Consider the following 17,685-nt stretch of genomic DNA (forward strand, 5'->3'; position numbering starts at 1 on the left):
GCGCAGCGCCTCCGCATGGCCGCGCAGCGCGAGCGCTGCCTCGGTCGGCAGCAGGCCCGACGGCGAGCGCGTGAACAGTGTCTGGCCGAAGGCGGCCTCGAGCGCCGCGACGTGGCGGCCGGCCGTCGGCTGCGTGATGCCGAGCGCGCGTGCCGCGCCGGACAGCGAGCCTTCCGTCAGCACCGCGAGGAAGGTGCGGTAGCGTTCCCAGTTCAGATCGGTGGTCATACATAAATGTATAGCTGATATCCGATACTAGGCAATTCCTTATTAGCCTTCCGCCCGCCAGAATGCATCTCACGACGGTTTCATTCAAGGAGAACGGCAATGACGACGAACGCAGGTGCGACGCAACGACAGGCACTCGTACTCGGCGCGAGCGGCGGGATCGGCGGGGAAGTCGCGCGGCAGTTGCGCGATGCCGGCTGGCAGGTGCGCGCGCTCAAGCGCGGGCTCGACGCCGATGTCGTGGAGCGCGACGGCATCACATGGATGAGCGGCGACGCGCTGGATCGCGAGGCGGTGGTGCGGGCCGCGCGCGGCTGCAGCGTGATCGTGCACGCGGTGAACCCGCCCGGATACCGGAACTGGCCGACGCAGGTGCTGCCGATGATCGACAACACGATCGCGGCGGCGACGGTGGCGCAGGCGACCGTCGTGCTGCCCGGCACGGTCTACAACTACGGCGCCGACGCGTTTCCGGTGCTGCGCGAAGACGCACCGCAGCATCCGACGACCCGCAAGGGCGCGATCCGCGTCGAACTCGAGCGGCGGCTGCAGGAAGCGACCGCGCAGGGCGTCCGCACGATCGTCGTGCGCGCGGGCGATTTCTTCGGGGCGCGTGCCGGCAACAACTGGTTTGCGCAGGGGCTGATCAAGCCGGGGCGACCTGTCTCGACCATCAGCGTGCCGGGGCGACCTGGCGTTGGCCATCAGTGGGCGTATCTGCCGGACGTCGCGCGCACGATGGTCGAGCTGATCGAGCGGCGCGACACGCTGGAGCCGTTTGCGCGCTTCCATCTCGGCGGGCATTGGGACGCGGACGGCACGCAGATGGCCGAGGCCATCAGTCGCGTGGCGCAGCGGCACGGAATGCGGCCTGCCGTGCGGCGCTTTCCGTGGTGGCTCGTGTGGGCCGCGGCGCCGTTCGTCACGACGCTGCGCGAGATGCTGGAGATGCGCTATCTGTGGCGCGAGCCGCTCAGGATGGACAACGCGCGGGTGACGGCGGTGCTCGGCCGCGAGCCGTTGACGCCGCTCGATACGGCGGTGGAGGCGACGCTGGCGGGGTTGGGGTGCTTGCGGTGAACGGCGGCGCGAGAGGCTGAGGCGAACGAAACGTGCGGGCATGAAAGCATGCGTGCACGCCTTTCACTTCGGCATCCGTCAGGCCCGCTGTTCCCCGTCACGCCACGACCGGCAACACCTCGACCGCATACCGGTGCCGAAGGCTGCGCCCGAGCACCGGGTCGTGCAGTTCCATCTCGAACGCGTCGCCGTCGCCCATCGCCGCGATCGAGCCATGCACGGCGACTGTGCCGCCATACATCGCGCAGCGCGCGGGCATCGTGCGGCGGTCGTCGAAGCGTTGCCACAGCGCGTCCGGCGCGAGCAGGCCGCTAACCGTGCCGTGCTGATATGCAATCCGCTCGCCGTCACGCGCGACCAACCACGAGCGCATCTCGATCGCATCCCAGTGATCGGCGACATCCGCGTAAAGCCACGCATCGCACCCGAGCGGCTTCGCGCACACCTGCTTCGACACCGCGACGCCATACGCCTCGACTTCGCGATCCGTATGATCGGAGCCGACCGTGACCAGCGTGCCGGCTGGACTGTCGAGCAGCACGCATTCGATCTCGCCGCCCGAGCGTGCGCCGAGTACGCCGATCGACGGCGCCTGCGTAAGCAGCGCGGACGACACGCGATAGAAGCACGGCGTGGTCGAAGGCGGCGCGACGCCGAGCGCCGCGAGTTCGTCGATGTGCGCGCGGATCGCCGCCGGATCGCGGCCGGCCCAGCCGGCAATCACGACGCGCTCGATCTCGACGTCGACGGCGGCAGGCGCGCGTTGCCGGGAAATCACGTTGAACGACAGGGCTTGCATGCGGATATCCGTTTGAAGTGCGAAGGAATGAATCGGCTTGCGGCGGCGCTCATTCCGCGAGCGGCCGGTGCGCGGTTTCGCGCGCGGCGAGGAGTGCGATCGACGTGACGACGAGCGCTGCGGTGACGTACAGCGACACGGCCGTCGTCGTACCCGTCTGCCGGAACAGCGTGGCGATCACGAGCGGCGCGAAGCCGCCGCCGACGATGCCGGCGAGCGTGTACGCGAGCGACGAGCCCGCATAGCGCACGCGCGTCGGGAACTGTTCGGTCACGAACGCACCCTGCGGGCCGTACATCACCGCATGGATCACGAGGCCGATCGCGACGGCCGCGACGATCGCACCGGGGCGCGCCGAATCGAGCATCACGAAGAATACGAACGCCCACACGACACCGGCGATCGCGCCGGCGAGATACACGGGCCGGCGGCCGAAGCGGTCCGACAGCGCGCCGAAGAACGGCACCGCGAGCGCGTTGCAGGCCGTGCCGACCATCACGGCCGTCAGCGCGACGGGGCGCGACAGGTGCAGCACGGTCGTCACGTAGGTCAGCGTGAACACGACGATCAGCGCATACAGCACGTCCGAGCCGATCCGCGCGCCGCCCGCGATCAGCAGGCGCCGCCAGTGGTACTTCAGCACGTCGGCGACGGGCACCTCGGCGGTCGCATGCGATTCGGCGAGCTGCTCGAACTGCGGCGTTTCGTCGACGCCGCGCCGCAGCCAGAAACCGAACACGACGAGCAGCGCGCTGGCCGCGAACGGTACGCGCCAGCCCCACGACAGGAAGTTCGCGGACGTGGTCGACAGCGTCACGAGCGCGATGCAGCCGGTGCCGAGCAGCGTGCCGAACGACGGGCCCATCTGCGTCCATGACGCGGACAGCCCGCGCCGGTTCTGGTCGCCATGCTCGACCGACAGCAGCACCGCGCCGGCCCATTCGCCGCCGAGCGCGACGCCCTGCACGAAGCGCAGCGCGACGAGCAGGATCGGGCTCAGGATGCCGGCCTGCGCATAGGTCGGCAGCGCACCCATCAGCGCGGTCGTCACGCCCATCAGCACGAGCGTGAGCATCAGCACCGCGCGACGGCCGATGCGGTCGCCGAGATTGCCGAACACGAAGCCGCCGAGCGGGCGCGACACGTAGCCGACCGCATAGGTCGAGAACGCGAGGATCGTGCCGGCCAGCGGATCGACCGACGGGAAGAACAGGTGGTTGAAGACGAGTGCGGCGAGCGTGTTGTAGATCGTGAAGTCGTACCACTCGAGCGACGTGCCGATCATGCTCGCGGTCGCGAGTCGGCTGTTGCGGACGCGGCGGGGCGCGTGGGCGGCGGGCTGGGCGAGAGTGCTCATGGGTTCGGGCCTGTCGTGACGGAGAACGGGATCAAGCGCGGGGCCGACGCGTCGGCCGCGTGCGGAAGCGGCGCGGCCGGCGTCGGCGTTCAGGCAGGCAGCGCGGCGGCGGCCGGTTCCGCTTCGGCTTCCGCGTCGCGGCGCGCAACCGGCAGCGGCGCGGCGGCGCGCCACAGCAGGTCGAAGGTGCGTACGTCGTCGTGCCCGGCGAGTGCGGCGGCCACGCGGCGTGTCGCGGCCGCGTCGCTGCCTTCGATCAGCACGAGCGCGTCGGCGGCCGGGCGGGCGGCCGCATCGGCGCCGATCGGCGCGGACAGCTCGGGCGCGGTGCGGAAGAGCCGCGCCGCGTGAATGCCTGGTTCCTGCAGCGCGGCGTCGAAGCGCTCGCGCAGTTGCAGCACGTCGATGCGTTCCGGCGGCAGCACGAACAGCGCGAGATGCGCGCCTTCGCCGTCGCCGGCCTCGATCGTCAGTTCGCCGACGCGCCGTTGCGTGCCCGTCATCCGTTCGAAGTTCGCGAGCGACCACGCGGTCTGCTGCGTGAATGCGCGCCGGTACGCGTCGCTACGGAACACGTCGAGCGTGTCCGTCACGTACAGCGCGAGATACTGGCGCGGGCCGCCGTCGGTCGCGCGAAAGCGCCGTGCGTGCGTGAAGCCGGGAATCGCGACACGTTCCTGCATGTGCTCGCGGTCGTACCACGCGTTGAAATCGGCTTCGTGCGCGGGGTCGATATCCGTCCAGACGCAAAGCTGGCCGTGCGGAAGGGAAAGGCGGGTCATCGCGGGGTTCCTCGTGACGGGGGTGTGTCAGGAACCGCAGTTTCCCGAAGACGGGCCGCGCCCGTCCAACAAGAAAACAAATTCGCGGTGAACAGGTTTTCTTATGAGCGGCGCGGGCGGCGTTTGGCCGGCGTAGCCGCGGGGGGCGCGGATTTCGCCGGCCGCTTCGCTGTTGTCTTTATTTTGTTCGCCGTACGGGCGGCCGATGCTTCGACTGTTTCGGGGCTGGCCGGTGCGGCCGGCTTCGCGCGCGCGATCTCGCTCGCCAGTTCCGCGATGCGTGCGGCGACCGGCAGGCCCTGGCTGCGGTATGTCGCGACGAGCGGCAGCGCGGGGAATTCGGGTTCGACGTCGAGCAGTTCGAGCGCGCCTTCGTGCAGCTCGCGCCCGATGATCGCGGGCGGCAGCGCAGCCACGCCGAGGCCGTCGGCGACGAGGCGGATCATCGCGGCGACCGACGTGATGCAGTTGATGCTGGCCGGCCGCTCGACGGCAGCGAACAGCCGCTCGATCGTCGCGTGCGGCCCCGAGTGGCGCGAGAAGCTGATGATCGGAAATTCCGCGAGGCGTGCGACGTCGAGCGGCTGGCCGCCGAGCCCGAGGCGCGGGCTTGCCGCCCAGCGCACGGGGAATTCGCACAGCGGCAGGTTCGTGAAATCGGGGCCCGGCACCGGATCGGTCTGCAGGATCAGGTCGACGCCGTCGGTGCTGAGCAGGCGGATCAGGTGCAGTGTCGTGTCGCTCGTGATCTCGACGTCGAGCCGCGGATAGCGCTCGCGCAGTTGCGCCATCAGCGCTGGAAACCAGCTGTGCACGATCGACTCGATCACGCCGATCCGGATCAGGCCGGCATCGCTCGCTGCGTCGATGTCGCGCCGCATTTCGCCGTCGAGCCGCACGATTCGCTCGGCATAGGCCAGCATGCGCCGGCCCGCGGGCGTGAGCGTGGCCGAGCGCGTGTTGCGGTCGAACAGGCGCACGTCGAACGCCTCTTCGAGCGATGCGATGCGGCTCGACACGGCGGCTTGCGTCGTGTGCAGTTTTTCGGCGGTCAGCCGGAAGTTTTCCAGCTTCGCGAGCCAGACGAAGGTTTCAAGAAACCGGATGTTCATCGAAGTCCGAGCGGTGAGGCGGCGCCGGGCGGGGCGGCGGGATCGGTCGATGGTAGCGGATTTTTGGAGCGGGAAACGAGTGGGCGGCGCGGTGAGCGTGCCGTAGCGGGCGTCGGAGTGCCGGAGGACGTCGCACGGAACGCCGTCCGCAGCGACGCATCACGCGGGCGGCGTGCCCTCGCGCATCAAAGCTTGTCGAACGCGAGCGTCGGCACGTCGACGACCGTCGCACCGCCGTCCGCGACGAGCGTCGCGCCGGTCACGAACGATGCATCGGGCGACGCGAGAAACGCGCACACGGCCGCGATTTCGTCCGGATCGGCTGCGCGCCGCAGCGGCACGTCGGCGCTGACGCGTGCATACGCATCGTCGAGCGTGTCGCCGTGCGCGGCCATCAGCGGTTCCATTTCCGCGTCGGCCATCGGCGTGCGGACCCAGCCCGGGCACACGGCGTTCGCACGCACGCCGTGCGGGCCGTAGTCGCGGGCGAGCGACCGCGCGAGCCCGAGCAGCGCGTGCTTGCCGACCGTATAGCCGCACACACCGGGCCCGGCCGCGAGCGCCGCGATCGACGCGACCAGCACGATGCTGCCGCGCTGCGCGATCAGGTCCGGCAGGCACGCACGCGCGCTGACGAACGCGGTATCGAGGTTCGCGTGCATCGCGTCGCGCCACTGCGCGTCGCCGGTTGCGTCCGCGCGGCCGACGCCGTGGCCGCCTGCGCACGCGATGAGCGCGTCGACGCGGCCGAAGCGTTCGGCGATCCGCGGCAGGAAGCCGGCCCAGTCGGCGGTGCTCGCGGCGTCGCCGGCTAGCGCGAGGCCGCCCGTTTCGGCGGCCAGCGCGTCGAGCGGCGCCTGACGCCGCCCGATCAGCACGACGCGGTCGCCGCGGCCGGCGAAGCGGCGCGCGCATGCTGCGCCGATGCCGGTGCCCGCACCGGTGATCGCGATCGTGCGGGGTTGCTGGTGCGTCATGTCGTTCTCCGGAAGGGGGGCGTTGCCGGTCACTTTAGGCGGCGCGGGCGAGCGCCGGTATCAGCCGAAAGGATGAATGCGGACGGCGTCCGGCCCGCCGCTACGGCCGTGGTCCATTTTGCAAAAGCTGACGATGTCCGGCGCCGAATCGCTCTATCCTCCACATTTTTGGGATAAGTCACGAAAGCCCGGCAAAATAGCGCGGGCGAGCGCGCGCATCGACGCGCGGCGCGTCGGCCGGCCGATTCCGTCGTGCGTGCGGAGCGGCAGGCCGGCGGGATCGGCGCGAGCATGCGCCCGATGCGCAGGCATCGCGTCTGCCGATGGATCGTGTCACCACGGGGTATCGCCCGGTTGCGCGCTGGCGCGGCCGGACCATCGACAAGGAAGGGAGGGGCCGGCAATGAGGCTGGATGACGAAAGAGAAAGCATGAACGTCGAGGACCGCCGCGGCGCCGGCGGTTTCGGCGGCGGGCGCGGCGCGACGATCGGCATCGGCACGATCGTGGTTGCGCTGGCCGCGTCGTATTTCTTCGGGATCGACCCGCGCGTGGTGCTCGAAGGCGCATCGGCGCTGCAGGGCCGCCAGCAGCAGGCGCAGCCCGCACCGGCACAGCGCCAGGGCGCGCCGGCGAACGATCCGGGCTCGGTGTTTACGCGCAAGGTGCTCGGCAATATCGAGCGCACGTGGACGGGCGTGTTCAACACCCAGCTGCATGGGCAGTACGAGCCGCCGAAGCTCGTGATGTTCACGAACTCGACGCCGACCGCATGCGGCACGGGCCAGACGGCGATGGGGCCGTTCTACTGTCCGGCCGACCGCAAGGTCTATATCGATCTCGGTTTCTACGACGAACTGCGCAAGCGTTTCGGCGCGGGCGGCGATTTCGCGCAGGCTTACGTGATCGCGCACGAAGTCGGCCATCACGTGCAGAACCTGCTCGGCATTTCCGACAAGGTCGACGCCGCGCGCAGGCGTTCGAGCCAGGCGCGCGCGAACGCGCTGTCGGTGCGGATGGAGCTGCAGGCCGATTGCTTCGCCGGCGTGTGGGCGAACAACGCACAGCGTGCGAACCAGCGGCTGATGGAACCCGGCGATTTCGAGCAGGGGCTGAAGGCGGCCGCCGCGATCGGCGACGATCGGCTGCAGCAGCAAGGGCAGGGTTATGTCGTGCCGGAAAGCTTCACGCACGGCAGCAGCGACCAGCGCGTGTACTGGCTGCGACGCGGGATGGAGGCGGGCGAGGTGAGCGCCTGCGACACGTTCGCCGCGAACGCGCGCTGACAGAAGGCGCCCGCATCGTCCCGGCCACACCGGCCGAATCCGCCAGACCGGGACGATTTGCCGATTTGTGCTCACCGGCGCTTTTCGGCGCCGGTAGGCTGGCCCGAACTTCGACGCCTTCGCCCGCCAGCCGATTCCTCCGTGCCGACCCCATCCGTTCCCGCCGATCAGGACGCCGCCGACTGGCAACGTGCGCTGCGCGCGTGCGTGGACGCGTTCGACGCGTTCGCGAGCCCGTCCGCGATCGTGTTCTACCGGCTCGACCAGAGCGGCGAACCGGCCGATTTCGAGCTGTTCGGGATGCCGGAGTCGATGCATCGCACCTATGTCGCGCGCTACCGGATGCTCGATCCGCTGCATCCATCGCGTTGCGCGGCGGGTGAGCGCGCGGTCGTCACGCTCGCTTCCCAATTGCCTGACGAAAGACGCGAGGCGTCCGCGTACTGGACCCGCTTCCTGCGGCGGCACGACGTGGCCGACGTCATTGAAATCTGGCTGCGCGATGCCAGCCGCACGGTCGGCGCGTTCTCGTTGCTGCGCTTCGGAATGGGTGAAGCGGGCGGAGGTGCGGCAGGGAACAGCACGGCGGGCCGGTTCGCGCCGGGCGAGATCGATGCGCTCGTGCGGCTGCAGCCTGTCGCCGAAGTCGCGTTGAGCCCGCTGCTGCGCACGCGGCGCGGGATTCACCGGATCGGTTGCGAGGAACGGTTGACCTACCGCGAGGAACAGATCGCGCGCCTCGTGCGCGACGGCCGTTCGAACAAGGAGATCGCGCGCGATCTCGCGCTCGGCCAGCCGACCGTCAAGACGCACCTGATGCGCATGTATCGCAAGCTCGGCGTGTCGAACCGCACCGAGCTGGTCGGGGCGCTGTTCCTGTAACGCCTTTCGTTGCCGATTACGCGGTCCGTTGTTTGCAACTGCAAGCGCACCCCACGCGCTGCCAATTTGCGCTCACCGAGCGCGATCCGTCGTCGATACAGTGGTCCGACGCCCGCGTGCCCACGCGCACGCGGTCCAGCCACGACAATCATCGAGACGCCTATGAGCACCACGAACTTCGTCGCCGTCAGCGACACCGTGCGCACCTTCGTTGCGCGCGATTTCGGCCTCTTCATCGACGGTGAAATGCAGCCCGCGCACGCGGCAGCGCGGCTCGACGTGTACGACCCCGCGACGGGCGAGCGGCTCGCAACGGTCGCTGATGCGGACGAGCACGACGTCGACCGCGCGGTCGCCAGCGCGAAGTACGCGTTCGACACGCGCGTGTGGAGCGGGCTGCGTCCGGCCGACCGCGAACGCATCCTGCTGAAGCTCGCCGACCTGATCGAACGCGACGCCGAAACGCTCGCGCAGCTCGAAACGCTGAACCAGGGCAAGTCGATCCACGTGTCGCGCGCGATCGAGGTCGGCGCGAGCGTCGAATACGTGCGCTACATGGCCGGCTGGGCGACCAAGATCACCGGCCAGACGCTCGACGTGTCGATCCCGTTCCCGCCCGGCACGCGCTATACGGCCTATACGCGCAAGGAGCCCGTCGGCGTGGTCGCCGCGATCGTGCCGTGGAATTTCCCGCTGATGATCGCGGTGTGGAAGCTGATTCCCGCGCTCGCGGCCGGCTGCACGATCGTGCTGAAGCCGTCGCCGGAAACGCCGCTCACCGCGCTGCGCCTGGCCGAACTCGCACGCGAGGCCGGCGTGCCGCCCGGCGTGTTCAACGTGGTCACCGGCGGCCGCACGTGCGGTGCCGCGCTCGCGAGCCATCCGTCGATCGCAAAGATCTCGTTCACGGGCTCGACCGCGACCGGCAAGCTGGTCGGCGCGGCGGCCGTGCAGAACATGACGCGCTTCTCGCTCGAACTCGGCGGCAAGAACCCGATCGTGATGCTCGACGACATCGACGTCGCGCAGGCGCTCGACGGCGTCGCCGCCGGCGCGTTCTTCAACCAGGGGCAGGTGTGCGCGGCCGCGTCGCGCATCTATGTGCATCGCAGCAAGTTCGCGCAGCTCGCGGACGGCCTCGCGGGCGTCGCGCAGTCGATGAAGCTCGGCGCGGGCCTCGACACGACCGCGCAGATCAACCCGCTCGTCTCCGCGCACCATCGCGACAAGGTCGTCCAGCACATCGAAGGCGCGCGCCGCGCCGGCCTCACGTTCCTTGCGGGCGGCACGCCGGCCGACGACCTGCCCGGCTATTTCGTGAAGCCGGCCGTGATCGCCGATCCGCATCCGGACAGCGCGATCGTGCGCGACGAGGTGTTCGGCCCGGTGATCGTCGTCGTGCCGTTCGACGACGCGGCCGACGCCGTGCGCCTCGCGAACGCGTCGCCGTACGGCCTCGCCGCGAGCATCTGGAGCAACGACCTGAAGCGCGTGATGAATCTCGTGCCGCAGATCGAGGCCGGCACCGTGTGGGTGAACTGTCATATCCCGCTCGACCCGTCGATGCCGTTCGGCGGCTACAAGCAATCGGGCATCGGCCGCGAGTTCGGCCAGTACGCGATCGAAGGCTTCACCGAAACCAAATCCGTCTGCATCGCGCACTGACGCGCGGCGCGAATCTTGACCCCGAATAACCCAGGTTCAAACGATCCGACAGTGGAGACTGCAATGAGCTACAACGAAGCAAAATTCTGGCATCCGATGGTGCACCCGAACGAAATGAAGCAGCGCAAGCCGATCCGCATCGTGCGCGGCGACGGCTGCTACGTATTCGACGAACAGGGCCGGCAGCTCGTCGACGGCGTCGCGGGCCTGTGGAACGTGAACGTCGGCCACAACCGCAAGGAAGTGAAGGACGCGATCGTGCGCCAGCTCGACGAGCTCGAATACTTCCAGCTGTTCGACGGGATCTCGCATCCGCGTGCGGAAGAGCTGTCGAAGAAGGTGATCGACATGCTCGAACCGGAAGGGATGCGCCGCGTGCTGTACAGCTCGGGCGGCTCCGACGCGATCGAGACCGCGCTGAAGATCGCGCGCCAGTACTGGAAGGTGCGCGGCCAGGCCGATCGCACGAAGTTCATCTCGCTGAAGCAGGGCTATCACGGCACGCACTTCGGCGGCGCATCGGTGAACGGCAACACGGTGTTCCGCCGCAACTACGAGCCGAACCTGCCCGGCTGCTTCCACGTCGAGACGCCGTGGCTGTACCGCAACCCGTTCACGCAGGATCCGGAGGAACTCGGCCGGATCTGCGCGGAAATGCTCGAGCGCGAGATCCAGTTCCAGAGCCCCGACACGGTCGCCGCGTTCATCGCGGAGCCGATCCAGGGCGCGGGCGGCGTGATCGTGCCGCCGGCCAACTACTGGCCGCTCGTGCGCGAGGTGTGCGATCGCTACGGCGTGCTGCTGATCGCCGACGAGGTCGTGACGGGCTTCGGCCGCAGCGGCAGCATGTTCGGCAGCCGCGGCTGGGGCGTGCGCCCGGACATCATGTGTCTCGCGAAGGGCATCTCGTCGGGCTATGTGCCGCTCGGCGCGACGGTCGTGAACGCGCGGATCGAGGACGCGTTCGCCGCGAATGCGGACTTCGGCGGCGCGATCATGCACGGCTACACGTATGCGGGCCACCCGGTCGCGTGCGCGGCCGCGATCGCGAGCCTCGACATCGTCGTCAAGGAAGACCTGCCGGCAAATGCGGCGAAGCAGGGCGCGTATCTGCTCGAAGCGCTGCAGCCGTTCGCGGAACGCTTCGCGGCGGTCGGCGAGGTGCGCGGCAAGGGGCTGATGCTCGCGCTCGACCTCGTCGCGAACAAAGAGACGCGCGAGCCGATCGACCCGCTGTCCGGCTATGCGAACGCGGTCGCGGAAGTCGCGCGCGAGAACGGCGTGCTGGTGCGACCGGTCGGCACGAAGATCATCCTGTCGCCGCCGCTCGTGATCCAGCGCGAACAGCTCGACCGGATCGTCGACGCGCTCGCGGCGGGCTTCGAGGCCGTGCCGTTCGCGTGACGGATGACGGCATGATTGCGTGACCGCGAACCGGCGTCGGGCAGCCTTGCCGCCGCCGGTTTGCCGATTTGCGCTATGACCGGTTTATTTTGCCTGCGTATTTTTTCGACATCGGATCGAGGTGTGATCGACAGGGGGCCCGGGTGCCGAAGCTCGGGTTCAGGTCAACAAGGGAAGGAGACAACGATGTCGGGATGGTCAGAAGTTACCGGCGCCGCGGGCGATACGTCCGCCGGCACGCCGGCCGAGGGCGGCGGCGGCACCGCACTGAAGGCGGGCGCGGTCGGCTTTCCGACCGCGCTGGCGAGCGCCGTCGGCCTCATCATGGCAAGCCCGGTGATTCTCACCGCGACGTCGGGCTTCGGGATGGGCGGCTGGGCGTTCGCGGTCGCGATGATCATCGCGTTCGTGATGATGCAGGCGCAGGCGACCACGTTCTCCGAAGCCGCCGCGATGCTGCCGACGGCCGGCTCGGCTTACGATTACCTGTCGTGCGGGCTGGGCCGCTTCTGGGCGATCACCGGCACGATTTCCGCGTATTTCCTCGTGCACGTGTTCGCCGGCACGGCGGAGACGATCCTGAGCGGCATCATGGCGCTCGTCAATTTCGAATCGCTGAACGCCGCGTTCGAGAAGCACAACAGCTCCTGGCTCGTCGGCGTCGGCCTCGTGGTCACGTTCGCGATCACCAACATTATCGGCATCAAGGTGTTCAGCAAGCTCGAGATCGTGCTGACGGCCGGCATGTGGCTGTCGCTGATGATCTTCGGGATCCTCGGGCTCGCGGCCGCGCCGGCCGTGCATCTCGACGGCTGGTTCGGCGGCTCGGAAGTTGGCACGTCGGTACCGGCCGTGCTGTCGCTGGTCGGGATGGCGATGTTCATGTTCGTCGGCTGCGAGTTCGTCACGCCGCTCGCGCCGGAAATGAAGGCGCCGGGCCGCACGATTCCGCACGCGATGACGATCGGCCTCGTCGGCGTCGCGATCTGCATGTTTCTGTACGGCGCGGCGATCCGCCGCCAGGTCGCGAACGTGCCCGTGAGCCCCGACGGCCTCACGCACCTGCTCGACACGCCGGGCGCGATTCCCGCGTTCGCGCTGCAGGTGCTCGGCCCGTTCGGCCGCATCTGGTTCGGCATCGCATTCCTGTTCGCGGGCGCCGCGACGATCAACACGCTGATGGCCGGGCTGCCGCGGATCCTGTACGGGATGGCGATCGACGGCGCGTTGCCGCGCTGCTTCGCGTACCTGCATCCGCGCTTCAAGACGCCGGTGGTCGGCATCGTCGTGGCGGCGGTCGTGCCGATCTTCCATGCATGGCTGATCAACGGCAATCTCGACAGCATCCTGCATCTCGTGCTTGCCGCGACCTGCGCGTGGGGCACCGCGTACCTGCTCGTCACCGCGTCGGTCGTGATGCTGCGCATCCGCCGCCCGGACCTGCCGCGCCCGTACCGTTCGCCGCTGTTCCCGCTGCCGCAGATCGTGTCGAGCGTCGGCATCGTGCTCGCGATCTGGTACATCACGCCGCCCGGCATGAACGCGCGCGACATCTACGTGCCGTTCGGCGCGATGCTCGGGCTCACCGCGCTGTACGCGCTGTTCTGGACGCTCGTCGTGCAGCGCCGGCATCCGTTCAAGCCGGTGCCGGTCGAGGAAGTGCTGCGCAACGAGCACGTCGCGTCGTGAAGGCCGCGCTCGCCTGGTGGCGTGCGGCGCCCGATGCGCCGCCGCCCGGCCATCGGCCCGGCGCGATCGCCGCGCGCGTGCTCGCCGATTTGCATGCCGTGCGCGATGCCGACGGTGTGGGCAGTCGGACGGCAAGGCTACCGAACGGCGTGTGCGTGAACGTCGAAGAGCGCGTCGAGCGCCAGTTCCTGATGCATACGGTCAGCGTGAAGGTGACGGTGACCGTACACGGCCCGGCTGTGCAGGGCAGCGCCCGCGTGCGGCAGACCGGCTGGCTGCGCCGCACGGGTGTCGATGCGGCGCCCGCGCCGGGATGCGACTTCGGATTCGTCGACACGGTGGCCGCACTGGTCGCCGAGCCGTTGCTGGCCGATGCGCTGCGGCCGCTGCACCTGACCGACTGCGCGATCGACGCGCGCGACGGCCGCTGGACGCTCGCGATCGTGCCGTTCGGCGGCAGCGAGGTCGTGAACCGGATGCCGTCGTTTCGCCGCTACGTTCGGCTGACCGGCGAGCAGGCTGTTGCGCTGTCGGCGGCCTGTCTTGCGTTCGAAACGGCACTGCGCAGGTTTTTGCGCGGGTAAGCTGTGGCGTTGCGGCGGGGCGAACGCCTCGGTCGCATCCAGGAATCAGGGTTTTACCGGAGGCGCCGATGTTGTTCCAGTCACGCTCGCACGAAGACGTGCACGACCACGGGCTCGCGATCGCGGGCTGGCATCAGGTCTACCGCCAGATGACGCCGGGCCGCTTCAGGGGCACGGTCACGCAGGTGCTGTACGACGATTTCCACTTCTTCCGCGAAACGACCAACCGGCGCGTCGCGCAAACCGGGCTCGCGCCGGCCGGACGCACGTCGCTCGCGGTGCCGCTGTCCGTGCCGCTCGCGGGCACGTTCCAGGGCCAGCCGGTCGACGGTTATGCGCTGCTCGCGCTGCGCGCCGGCGAGGATTTCGAATTCCATACGCCGGAAGGGATGGGGCTCGTCGGGATCAGCGCGGCGTCCGACATGGTCGACGAGCTGTGCGAGGCCGAATTCGGCGCGGCAGGCGCGCGCAAGCTGCGGCACGTGACGCGGCTGTCCGATGAGCAGGGCGTCGCGCTCGGCGTGCGTCTGTCGTCGTTGATCGACGATGCGCAGCGCAACCCGGGCCACCTCGAATACGCAGCCACCCGCAGGATGTTCCGCGACGCGATGCTCGGCATGTTCCTCGATGCGCTCGAACAGGGCATCGGCGTCGAGCGCCGCGACATCACGCACGCCACCTACAGCGACATCGTGAGCCGCTGCGAGAAGCATCTGCGCGATCGGCCCGAAGAACCCGTCACCGTGCTCGAACTGTGCCGCGCGCTGCGCTGCAGCCGCCGCACGCTGCAAACCAGCTTCCAGCGCGTTGCCGACGTCACGCCGGTCGGCTATCTGCGCACGATCCGGCTGAACGCGGTGCGGCGCATGCTGCGCACGACGCCGGTACAGCAGCTCGGCGTCGGCGAGGCCGCCGCGAGCTGGGGTTTCACGCATCTCGGCTATTTCGCGCGCGAGTATCGCGACCTGTTCGGCGAGCTGCCTTCACAGACGGCGCGTCCCGACTGACGCACGCGCCCCGCGACGGCGTCGTCGGACATCGTCGCGGGCAGCGCGATCCATCGTTTGCCGATTTGCGATAGAGGTCCTGAATTTTCGCTGGATAGAGTCCCGTCACCCCTATCGCCAACACGATCGGTTTGCACTGCGAATCGACGACATCAGAGGACGGGACATGAAGATCGGACGACGACTGGCCGCGGCCGCGGCTACGCTGGGTTGCATGCACGCGCATGCGCAGGCCTCCGGCAGCGTGACGCTGTACGGCACCGTGGACACCGGTGTCATCTACTCGACGAACCAGCAGTTCACGCGCGCCGACGGCAGCACGGGCGGCGGCCATGCGTGGCAGATGGGCGGCGGCAACCTCGTGCCGTCCCGCTTCGGCTTCCAGGGCGCCGAGCCGCTCGGCGGCGGGCTCGACGCGGTGTTCACGCTCGAACAGCAGTTCCTGTCCGCGAACGGGCAGGCGCTGCAGGGCGGCACCGCATTCAGCCGGCAGGCGTGGGTCGGGCTGCGCCAGGACGGGATCGGCACGCTCGGCCTCGGCCGGCAATACGACTCGTACACCGACATGCTCGGCGCCTATGTGTCGAGCAACAACTGGGCGACGCCGTACGGTTCGCATCTCGGCGACGTCGATAACCTGAACGCCGCGTTCAATTTCAACAACGCGGTGAAGTTCACCAGCGCCGATTTCAGCGGCCTCACGTTCGGCGGCACGTTCAGCTTCGGCGGGCAGGCCGGCGACTTTTCCGCGAAACGCGGTTATGCGGTGGCCGCGACGTACACGCGCGAGCCGGTGGCGTTCTCGGTCGGTTACCTCGACCTGCACCAGCCGCTCGATGCGGCGCTCGGCGGCGCGAGCGGCTATATCGGCGATTTCGCGTGCAGCAATCCGGGCGCGATGTATTGCCTGCTGCAGGACGCCGGCTCGATGCGCGCGTTCGGCGCGGGCGGCTCGGTGACGTTCGGCGCGGCGACGGTCGCACTCACGTACACGCATACGCGCCTCGGCGACAGCCGCTATTTCTCGACTGCCGCACAGCCGCGCACGCAGGCGTTCACGTTCGACATCGGCGAGCTGAACGTCACGTACATGTTCACGCCCGCGCTGCAGGGCGGCGTCGCGTACATCTTCAACGCCGCGCATACCGACGGGCGCGGCACGACGCGTTTCCACCAGCTGAACGTCGGCACGAACTACAGCCTGTCGAAGCGCACGGCGCTGTACGCGGTCGCGATCGGCCAGATCGCGAGCGGAACGGGGCTCGGCACCGACGCGAACGGCAACGCGGTGAACTACGCGCAGATTCCGGTGCTCGCCAACAGCAACTCGAGCCGGCAACTGGCGGTGATGGCCGGAATCCGCGTGAACTTCTGACGGCGCCGCGGCGATCGGGCGGGCGGGGTGGCCGGGCCCGGCGGCTGCCTCTTCCGCCGCGTGCCATAAATTCTTAACGATCGGCGTGAACAATGGCGTTCGCTTCAGGCAGCCGGAAGCGTCGCCCGCGTTGCACACGTGTGCAACGCCCGGCTGTCCCGCCACCACGCCGAACGAGAGAGACCCCATGACCTTGCTGAGCCGCCTGCGCGCGCTGTCCGCCGCCCTTGCGCTGTCCTTCGCCGCCACGCACGCGTTGCCGCGGATCTCGTCATCGCAGGCCGCGACGACATCTACGGCAAGGGGCTGGCCGACGCCGTCGCCGGTTTCAACAAACTGCACCCGGGCACCGAGATCGAGCTGCTCAAGCTGCCGAACGCGAACCTGTACCAGAAGCTCAAGCTTTCGATGCGCGAAGGCACCGGTGCGTACGACCTCGTGATGATGGACGACACGTGGGCGCCCGAATTCATCGGCAACGGCTGGCTGAAGCCGCTGCCCGCATCGCTCGCGGACGCCGATCTCGTGCCGTCCGCCGTCGCGCTCGGCCGCAACGCGGCCGGCGCGCTGTATGCGTTGCCGATCGTCGGCAACGTCGAGATGTTCGCGTACCGCAAGGACCTGCTCGCGAAATACAAGCTGCAGCCGCCGCGCAACTGGGACGACGTGCTGAAGATCGCGCAGACCGTCGGCGGCGCGGACAAGAGTGTGTCGGGCGTCGTGTTTCGCGGCACGAAGGGCAACCCGGTCGTGACCGGCTTCCTGCCGATCCTGTGGGCCTACGGCGGCGACGTGTTCGACCATGCCGGCAACGTGACGATCGATTCGCGCGAAGCGCAGGCCGCGCTGAAGACGTTCCTCGCGCTGAAGGCGTCCGCGCCGAAGGACGTCGACGTATACGGCGCGGCGGAAGTGCGCGATGCGCTGCAGCGCGGCACGGCCGCGCAGTCGATCGAGGTGTGGCCTGCATGGGTGCCGGCGCTCGACGATCCGAAGCAGTCGCGCGTGGTCGGGCAGATCGCGCTGCAGCCGCCGCCCGGGCAGACCGCCGGCCCGGCGCCGATGCTCGGCATCTGGCAGATGGGCATTCCGAAGGACGCGCCGCACGCGAAGCTCGCGCAGGACTTCCTGGCTTACCTGACCGCCCGCGACACGCAGACGCGCCTCGCCGGAATCGGCATTCCGCCGACCCGCCGCAGCGTGTTCGCCGATCCGGCGCTGGTGCGCCAGTACCGCTGGTATCCCGATCAACTGAAGGCGCTCGAGGCCGGTCGTGCGCGGCCGCGCGTGAAGGACTGGCAGCAGGTCGAGAGCATTCTCGGCGACCAGCTCCAGCTCGCGCTGACCGGGCAGACCACGCCCGACGCCGCGCTGCGCCAGGCGCAGCAGAAGATCGCGCAGGCGATGGCCGCGGCCGGCAAGTGACGGCCCGCCTCGATACGTCGCCCGGAACCCGCGC

At 69.1% G+C, this 17,685-nt stretch carries 15 protein-coding genes and 1 pseudogene; 10 read left to right on the forward strand and 6 right to left on the reverse strand.

The features are described 5' to 3' along the window. Positions 1-228: LysR family transcriptional regulator (locus tag ACNQQL_RS16325; protein ID WP_347064730.1), on the reverse strand; the 228-nt coding region annotated here is incomplete at its 3' end. A gap of 99 nt (positions 229-327) precedes the next feature. Between ACNQQL_RS16325 and ACNQQL_RS16330 the strand changes: the two genes are divergently transcribed. After that, on the forward strand, positions 328-1,308 hold the full coding sequence (locus ACNQQL_RS16330; protein ID WP_347064731.1) for an NAD-dependent epimerase/dehydratase family protein: 981 nt from the start codon (positions 328-330) through the stop codon (positions 1,306-1,308). A gap of 97 nt (positions 1,309-1,405) precedes the next feature. Here ACNQQL_RS16330 and ACNQQL_RS16335 read toward each other — a convergent pair whose 3' ends face one another. The 5 genes from ACNQQL_RS16335 to ACNQQL_RS16355 all read right to left on the reverse strand — a co-directional run bounded on the left by ACNQQL_RS16335 (position 1,406) and on the right by ACNQQL_RS16355 (position 6,335). Then, on the reverse strand, positions 1,406-2,107 hold the full coding sequence (locus tag ACNQQL_RS16335) for a DUF2848 domain-containing protein (protein WP_347064732.1): 702 nt from the start codon (positions 2,105-2,107) through the stop codon (positions 1,406-1,408). Positions 2,108-2,156: 49 nt separating this feature from the next. Next, a complete protein-coding gene (locus ACNQQL_RS16340) occupies positions 2,157-3,464 on the reverse strand; it encodes an MFS transporter (protein ID WP_072442408.1) in 1,308 nt (435 codons plus the stop codon). Positions 3,465-3,553: 89 nt separating this feature from the next. Next, entirely contained in the window at positions 3,554-4,246 is a 693-nt protein-coding gene (locus ACNQQL_RS16345) for a hypothetical protein (protein ID WP_347064733.1), read from the reverse strand. A 101-nt stretch (positions 4,247-4,347) separates the two neighbouring features. Continuing rightward, complete coding sequence (locus tag ACNQQL_RS16350; RefSeq protein ID WP_347064734.1) at positions 4,348-5,358, reverse strand: LysR family transcriptional regulator; 1,011 nt, start codon at positions 5,356-5,358, stop codon at positions 4,348-4,350. A 185-nt stretch (positions 5,359-5,543) separates the two neighbouring features. Then, on the reverse strand, positions 5,544-6,335 hold the full coding sequence (locus ACNQQL_RS16355) for an SDR family oxidoreductase (protein ID WP_347064735.1): 792 nt from the start codon (positions 6,333-6,335) through the stop codon (positions 5,544-5,546). Between the two features lie 403 nt (positions 6,336-6,738). Here ACNQQL_RS16355 and ACNQQL_RS16360 point away from each other — a divergent pair, with 403 nt between their 5' ends. From ACNQQL_RS16360 to ACNQQL_RS16400, 9 genes and pseudogenes are all read left to right on the forward strand, one after another. Beyond that, entirely contained in the window at positions 6,739-7,620 is an 882-nt protein-coding gene (locus ACNQQL_RS16360) for a neutral zinc metallopeptidase (protein ID WP_034180453.1), read from the forward strand. Positions 7,621-7,761: 141 nt separating this feature from the next. Continuing rightward, positions 7,762-8,502: a helix-turn-helix transcriptional regulator gene (locus tag ACNQQL_RS16365; RefSeq protein ID WP_347064736.1), complete on the forward strand. Its 741-nt coding sequence runs from the start codon at positions 7,762-7,764 to the stop codon at positions 8,500-8,502. 162 nt (positions 8,503-8,664) lie between these two features. Then, a complete protein-coding gene (locus ACNQQL_RS16370) occupies positions 8,665-10,167 on the forward strand; it encodes an aldehyde dehydrogenase family protein (protein ID WP_347064737.1) in 1,503 nt (500 codons plus the stop codon). 63 nt (positions 10,168-10,230) lie between these two features. Then, positions 10,231-11,571, forward strand: coding sequence for an aspartate aminotransferase family protein (locus ACNQQL_RS16375; protein ID WP_347064738.1), 1,341 nt, complete (start codon positions 10,231-10,233; stop codon positions 11,569-11,571). Between the two features lie 186 nt (positions 11,572-11,757). Then, positions 11,758-13,260, forward strand: a complete 1,503-nt coding sequence (locus ACNQQL_RS16380) for an APC family permease (protein ID WP_347064739.1) — start codon at positions 11,758-11,760, stop codon at positions 13,258-13,260. Next, complete coding sequence (locus ACNQQL_RS16385; protein WP_347064740.1) at positions 13,257-13,844, forward strand: DUF3156 family protein; 588 nt, start codon at positions 13,257-13,259, stop codon at positions 13,842-13,844. Before ACNQQL_RS16380 ends, ACNQQL_RS16385 begins: the two co-directional genes overlap by 4 nt. Positions 13,845-13,912: 68 nt before the next feature. Beyond that, positions 13,913-14,851: a helix-turn-helix domain-containing protein gene (locus ACNQQL_RS16390; RefSeq protein ID WP_347064741.1), complete on the forward strand. Its 939-nt coding sequence runs from the start codon at positions 13,913-13,915 to the stop codon at positions 14,849-14,851. 166 nt (positions 14,852-15,017) lie between these two features. Beyond that, complete coding sequence (locus tag ACNQQL_RS16395; protein WP_347064742.1) at positions 15,018-16,226, forward strand: porin; 1,209 nt, start codon at positions 15,018-15,020, stop codon at positions 16,224-16,226. Positions 16,227-16,413: 187 nt separating this feature from the next. Continuing rightward, positions 16,414-17,651: pseudogene (locus ACNQQL_RS16400) on the forward strand (ABC transporter substrate-binding protein). Positions 17,652-17,685: the final 34 nt, after the last annotated feature.

Origin of the sequence: Burkholderia sp. LFS061, assembly GCF_047978125.1 — a bacterium.
GTDB lineage: Bacteria > Pseudomonadota > Gammaproteobacteria > Burkholderiales > Burkholderiaceae > Burkholderia > Burkholderia pyrrocinia_C.

Excerpts from the sequence above, each read along its gene's own strand:
- ACNQQL_RS16380 (WP_347064739.1), top strand. The coding sequence starts at position 11,758 with ATGTCGGGATGGTCAGAAGTTACCGGCGCCGCGGGCGATACGTCCGCC.
- ACNQQL_RS16355 (WP_347064735.1), bottom strand. The coding sequence starts at position 6,335 with ATGACGCACCAGCAACCCCGCACGATCGCGATCACCGGTGCGGGCACC.
- ACNQQL_RS16395 (WP_347064742.1), top strand. The coding sequence starts at position 15,018 with ATGAAGATCGGACGACGACTGGCCGCGGCCGCGGCTACGCTGGGTTGC.
- ACNQQL_RS16390 (WP_347064741.1), top strand. The coding sequence starts at position 13,913 with ATGTTGTTCCAGTCACGCTCGCACGAAGACGTGCACGACCACGGGCTC.
- ACNQQL_RS16330 (WP_347064731.1), top strand. The coding sequence starts at position 328 with ATGACGACGAACGCAGGTGCGACGCAACGACAGGCACTCGTACTCGGC.
- ACNQQL_RS16360 (WP_034180453.1), top strand. The coding sequence starts at position 6,739 with ATGAGGCTGGATGACGAAAGAGAAAGCATGAACGTCGAGGACCGCCGC.
- ACNQQL_RS16375 (WP_347064738.1), top strand. The coding sequence starts at position 10,231 with ATGAGCTACAACGAAGCAAAATTCTGGCATCCGATGGTGCACCCGAAC.
- ACNQQL_RS16350 (WP_347064734.1), bottom strand. The coding sequence starts at position 5,358 with ATGAACATCCGGTTTCTTGAAACCTTCGTCTGGCTCGCGAAGCTGGAA.
- ACNQQL_RS16370 (WP_347064737.1), top strand. The coding sequence starts at position 8,665 with ATGAGCACCACGAACTTCGTCGCCGTCAGCGACACCGTGCGCACCTTC.
- ACNQQL_RS16335 (WP_347064732.1), bottom strand. The coding sequence starts at position 2,107 with ATGCAAGCCCTGTCGTTCAACGTGATTTCCCGGCAACGCGCGCCTGCC.
- ACNQQL_RS16340 (WP_072442408.1), bottom strand. The coding sequence starts at position 3,464 with ATGAGCACTCTCGCCCAGCCCGCCGCCCACGCGCCCCGCCGCGTCCGC.
- ACNQQL_RS16345 (WP_347064733.1), bottom strand. The coding sequence starts at position 4,246 with ATGACCCGCCTTTCCCTTCCGCACGGCCAGCTTTGCGTCTGGACGGAT.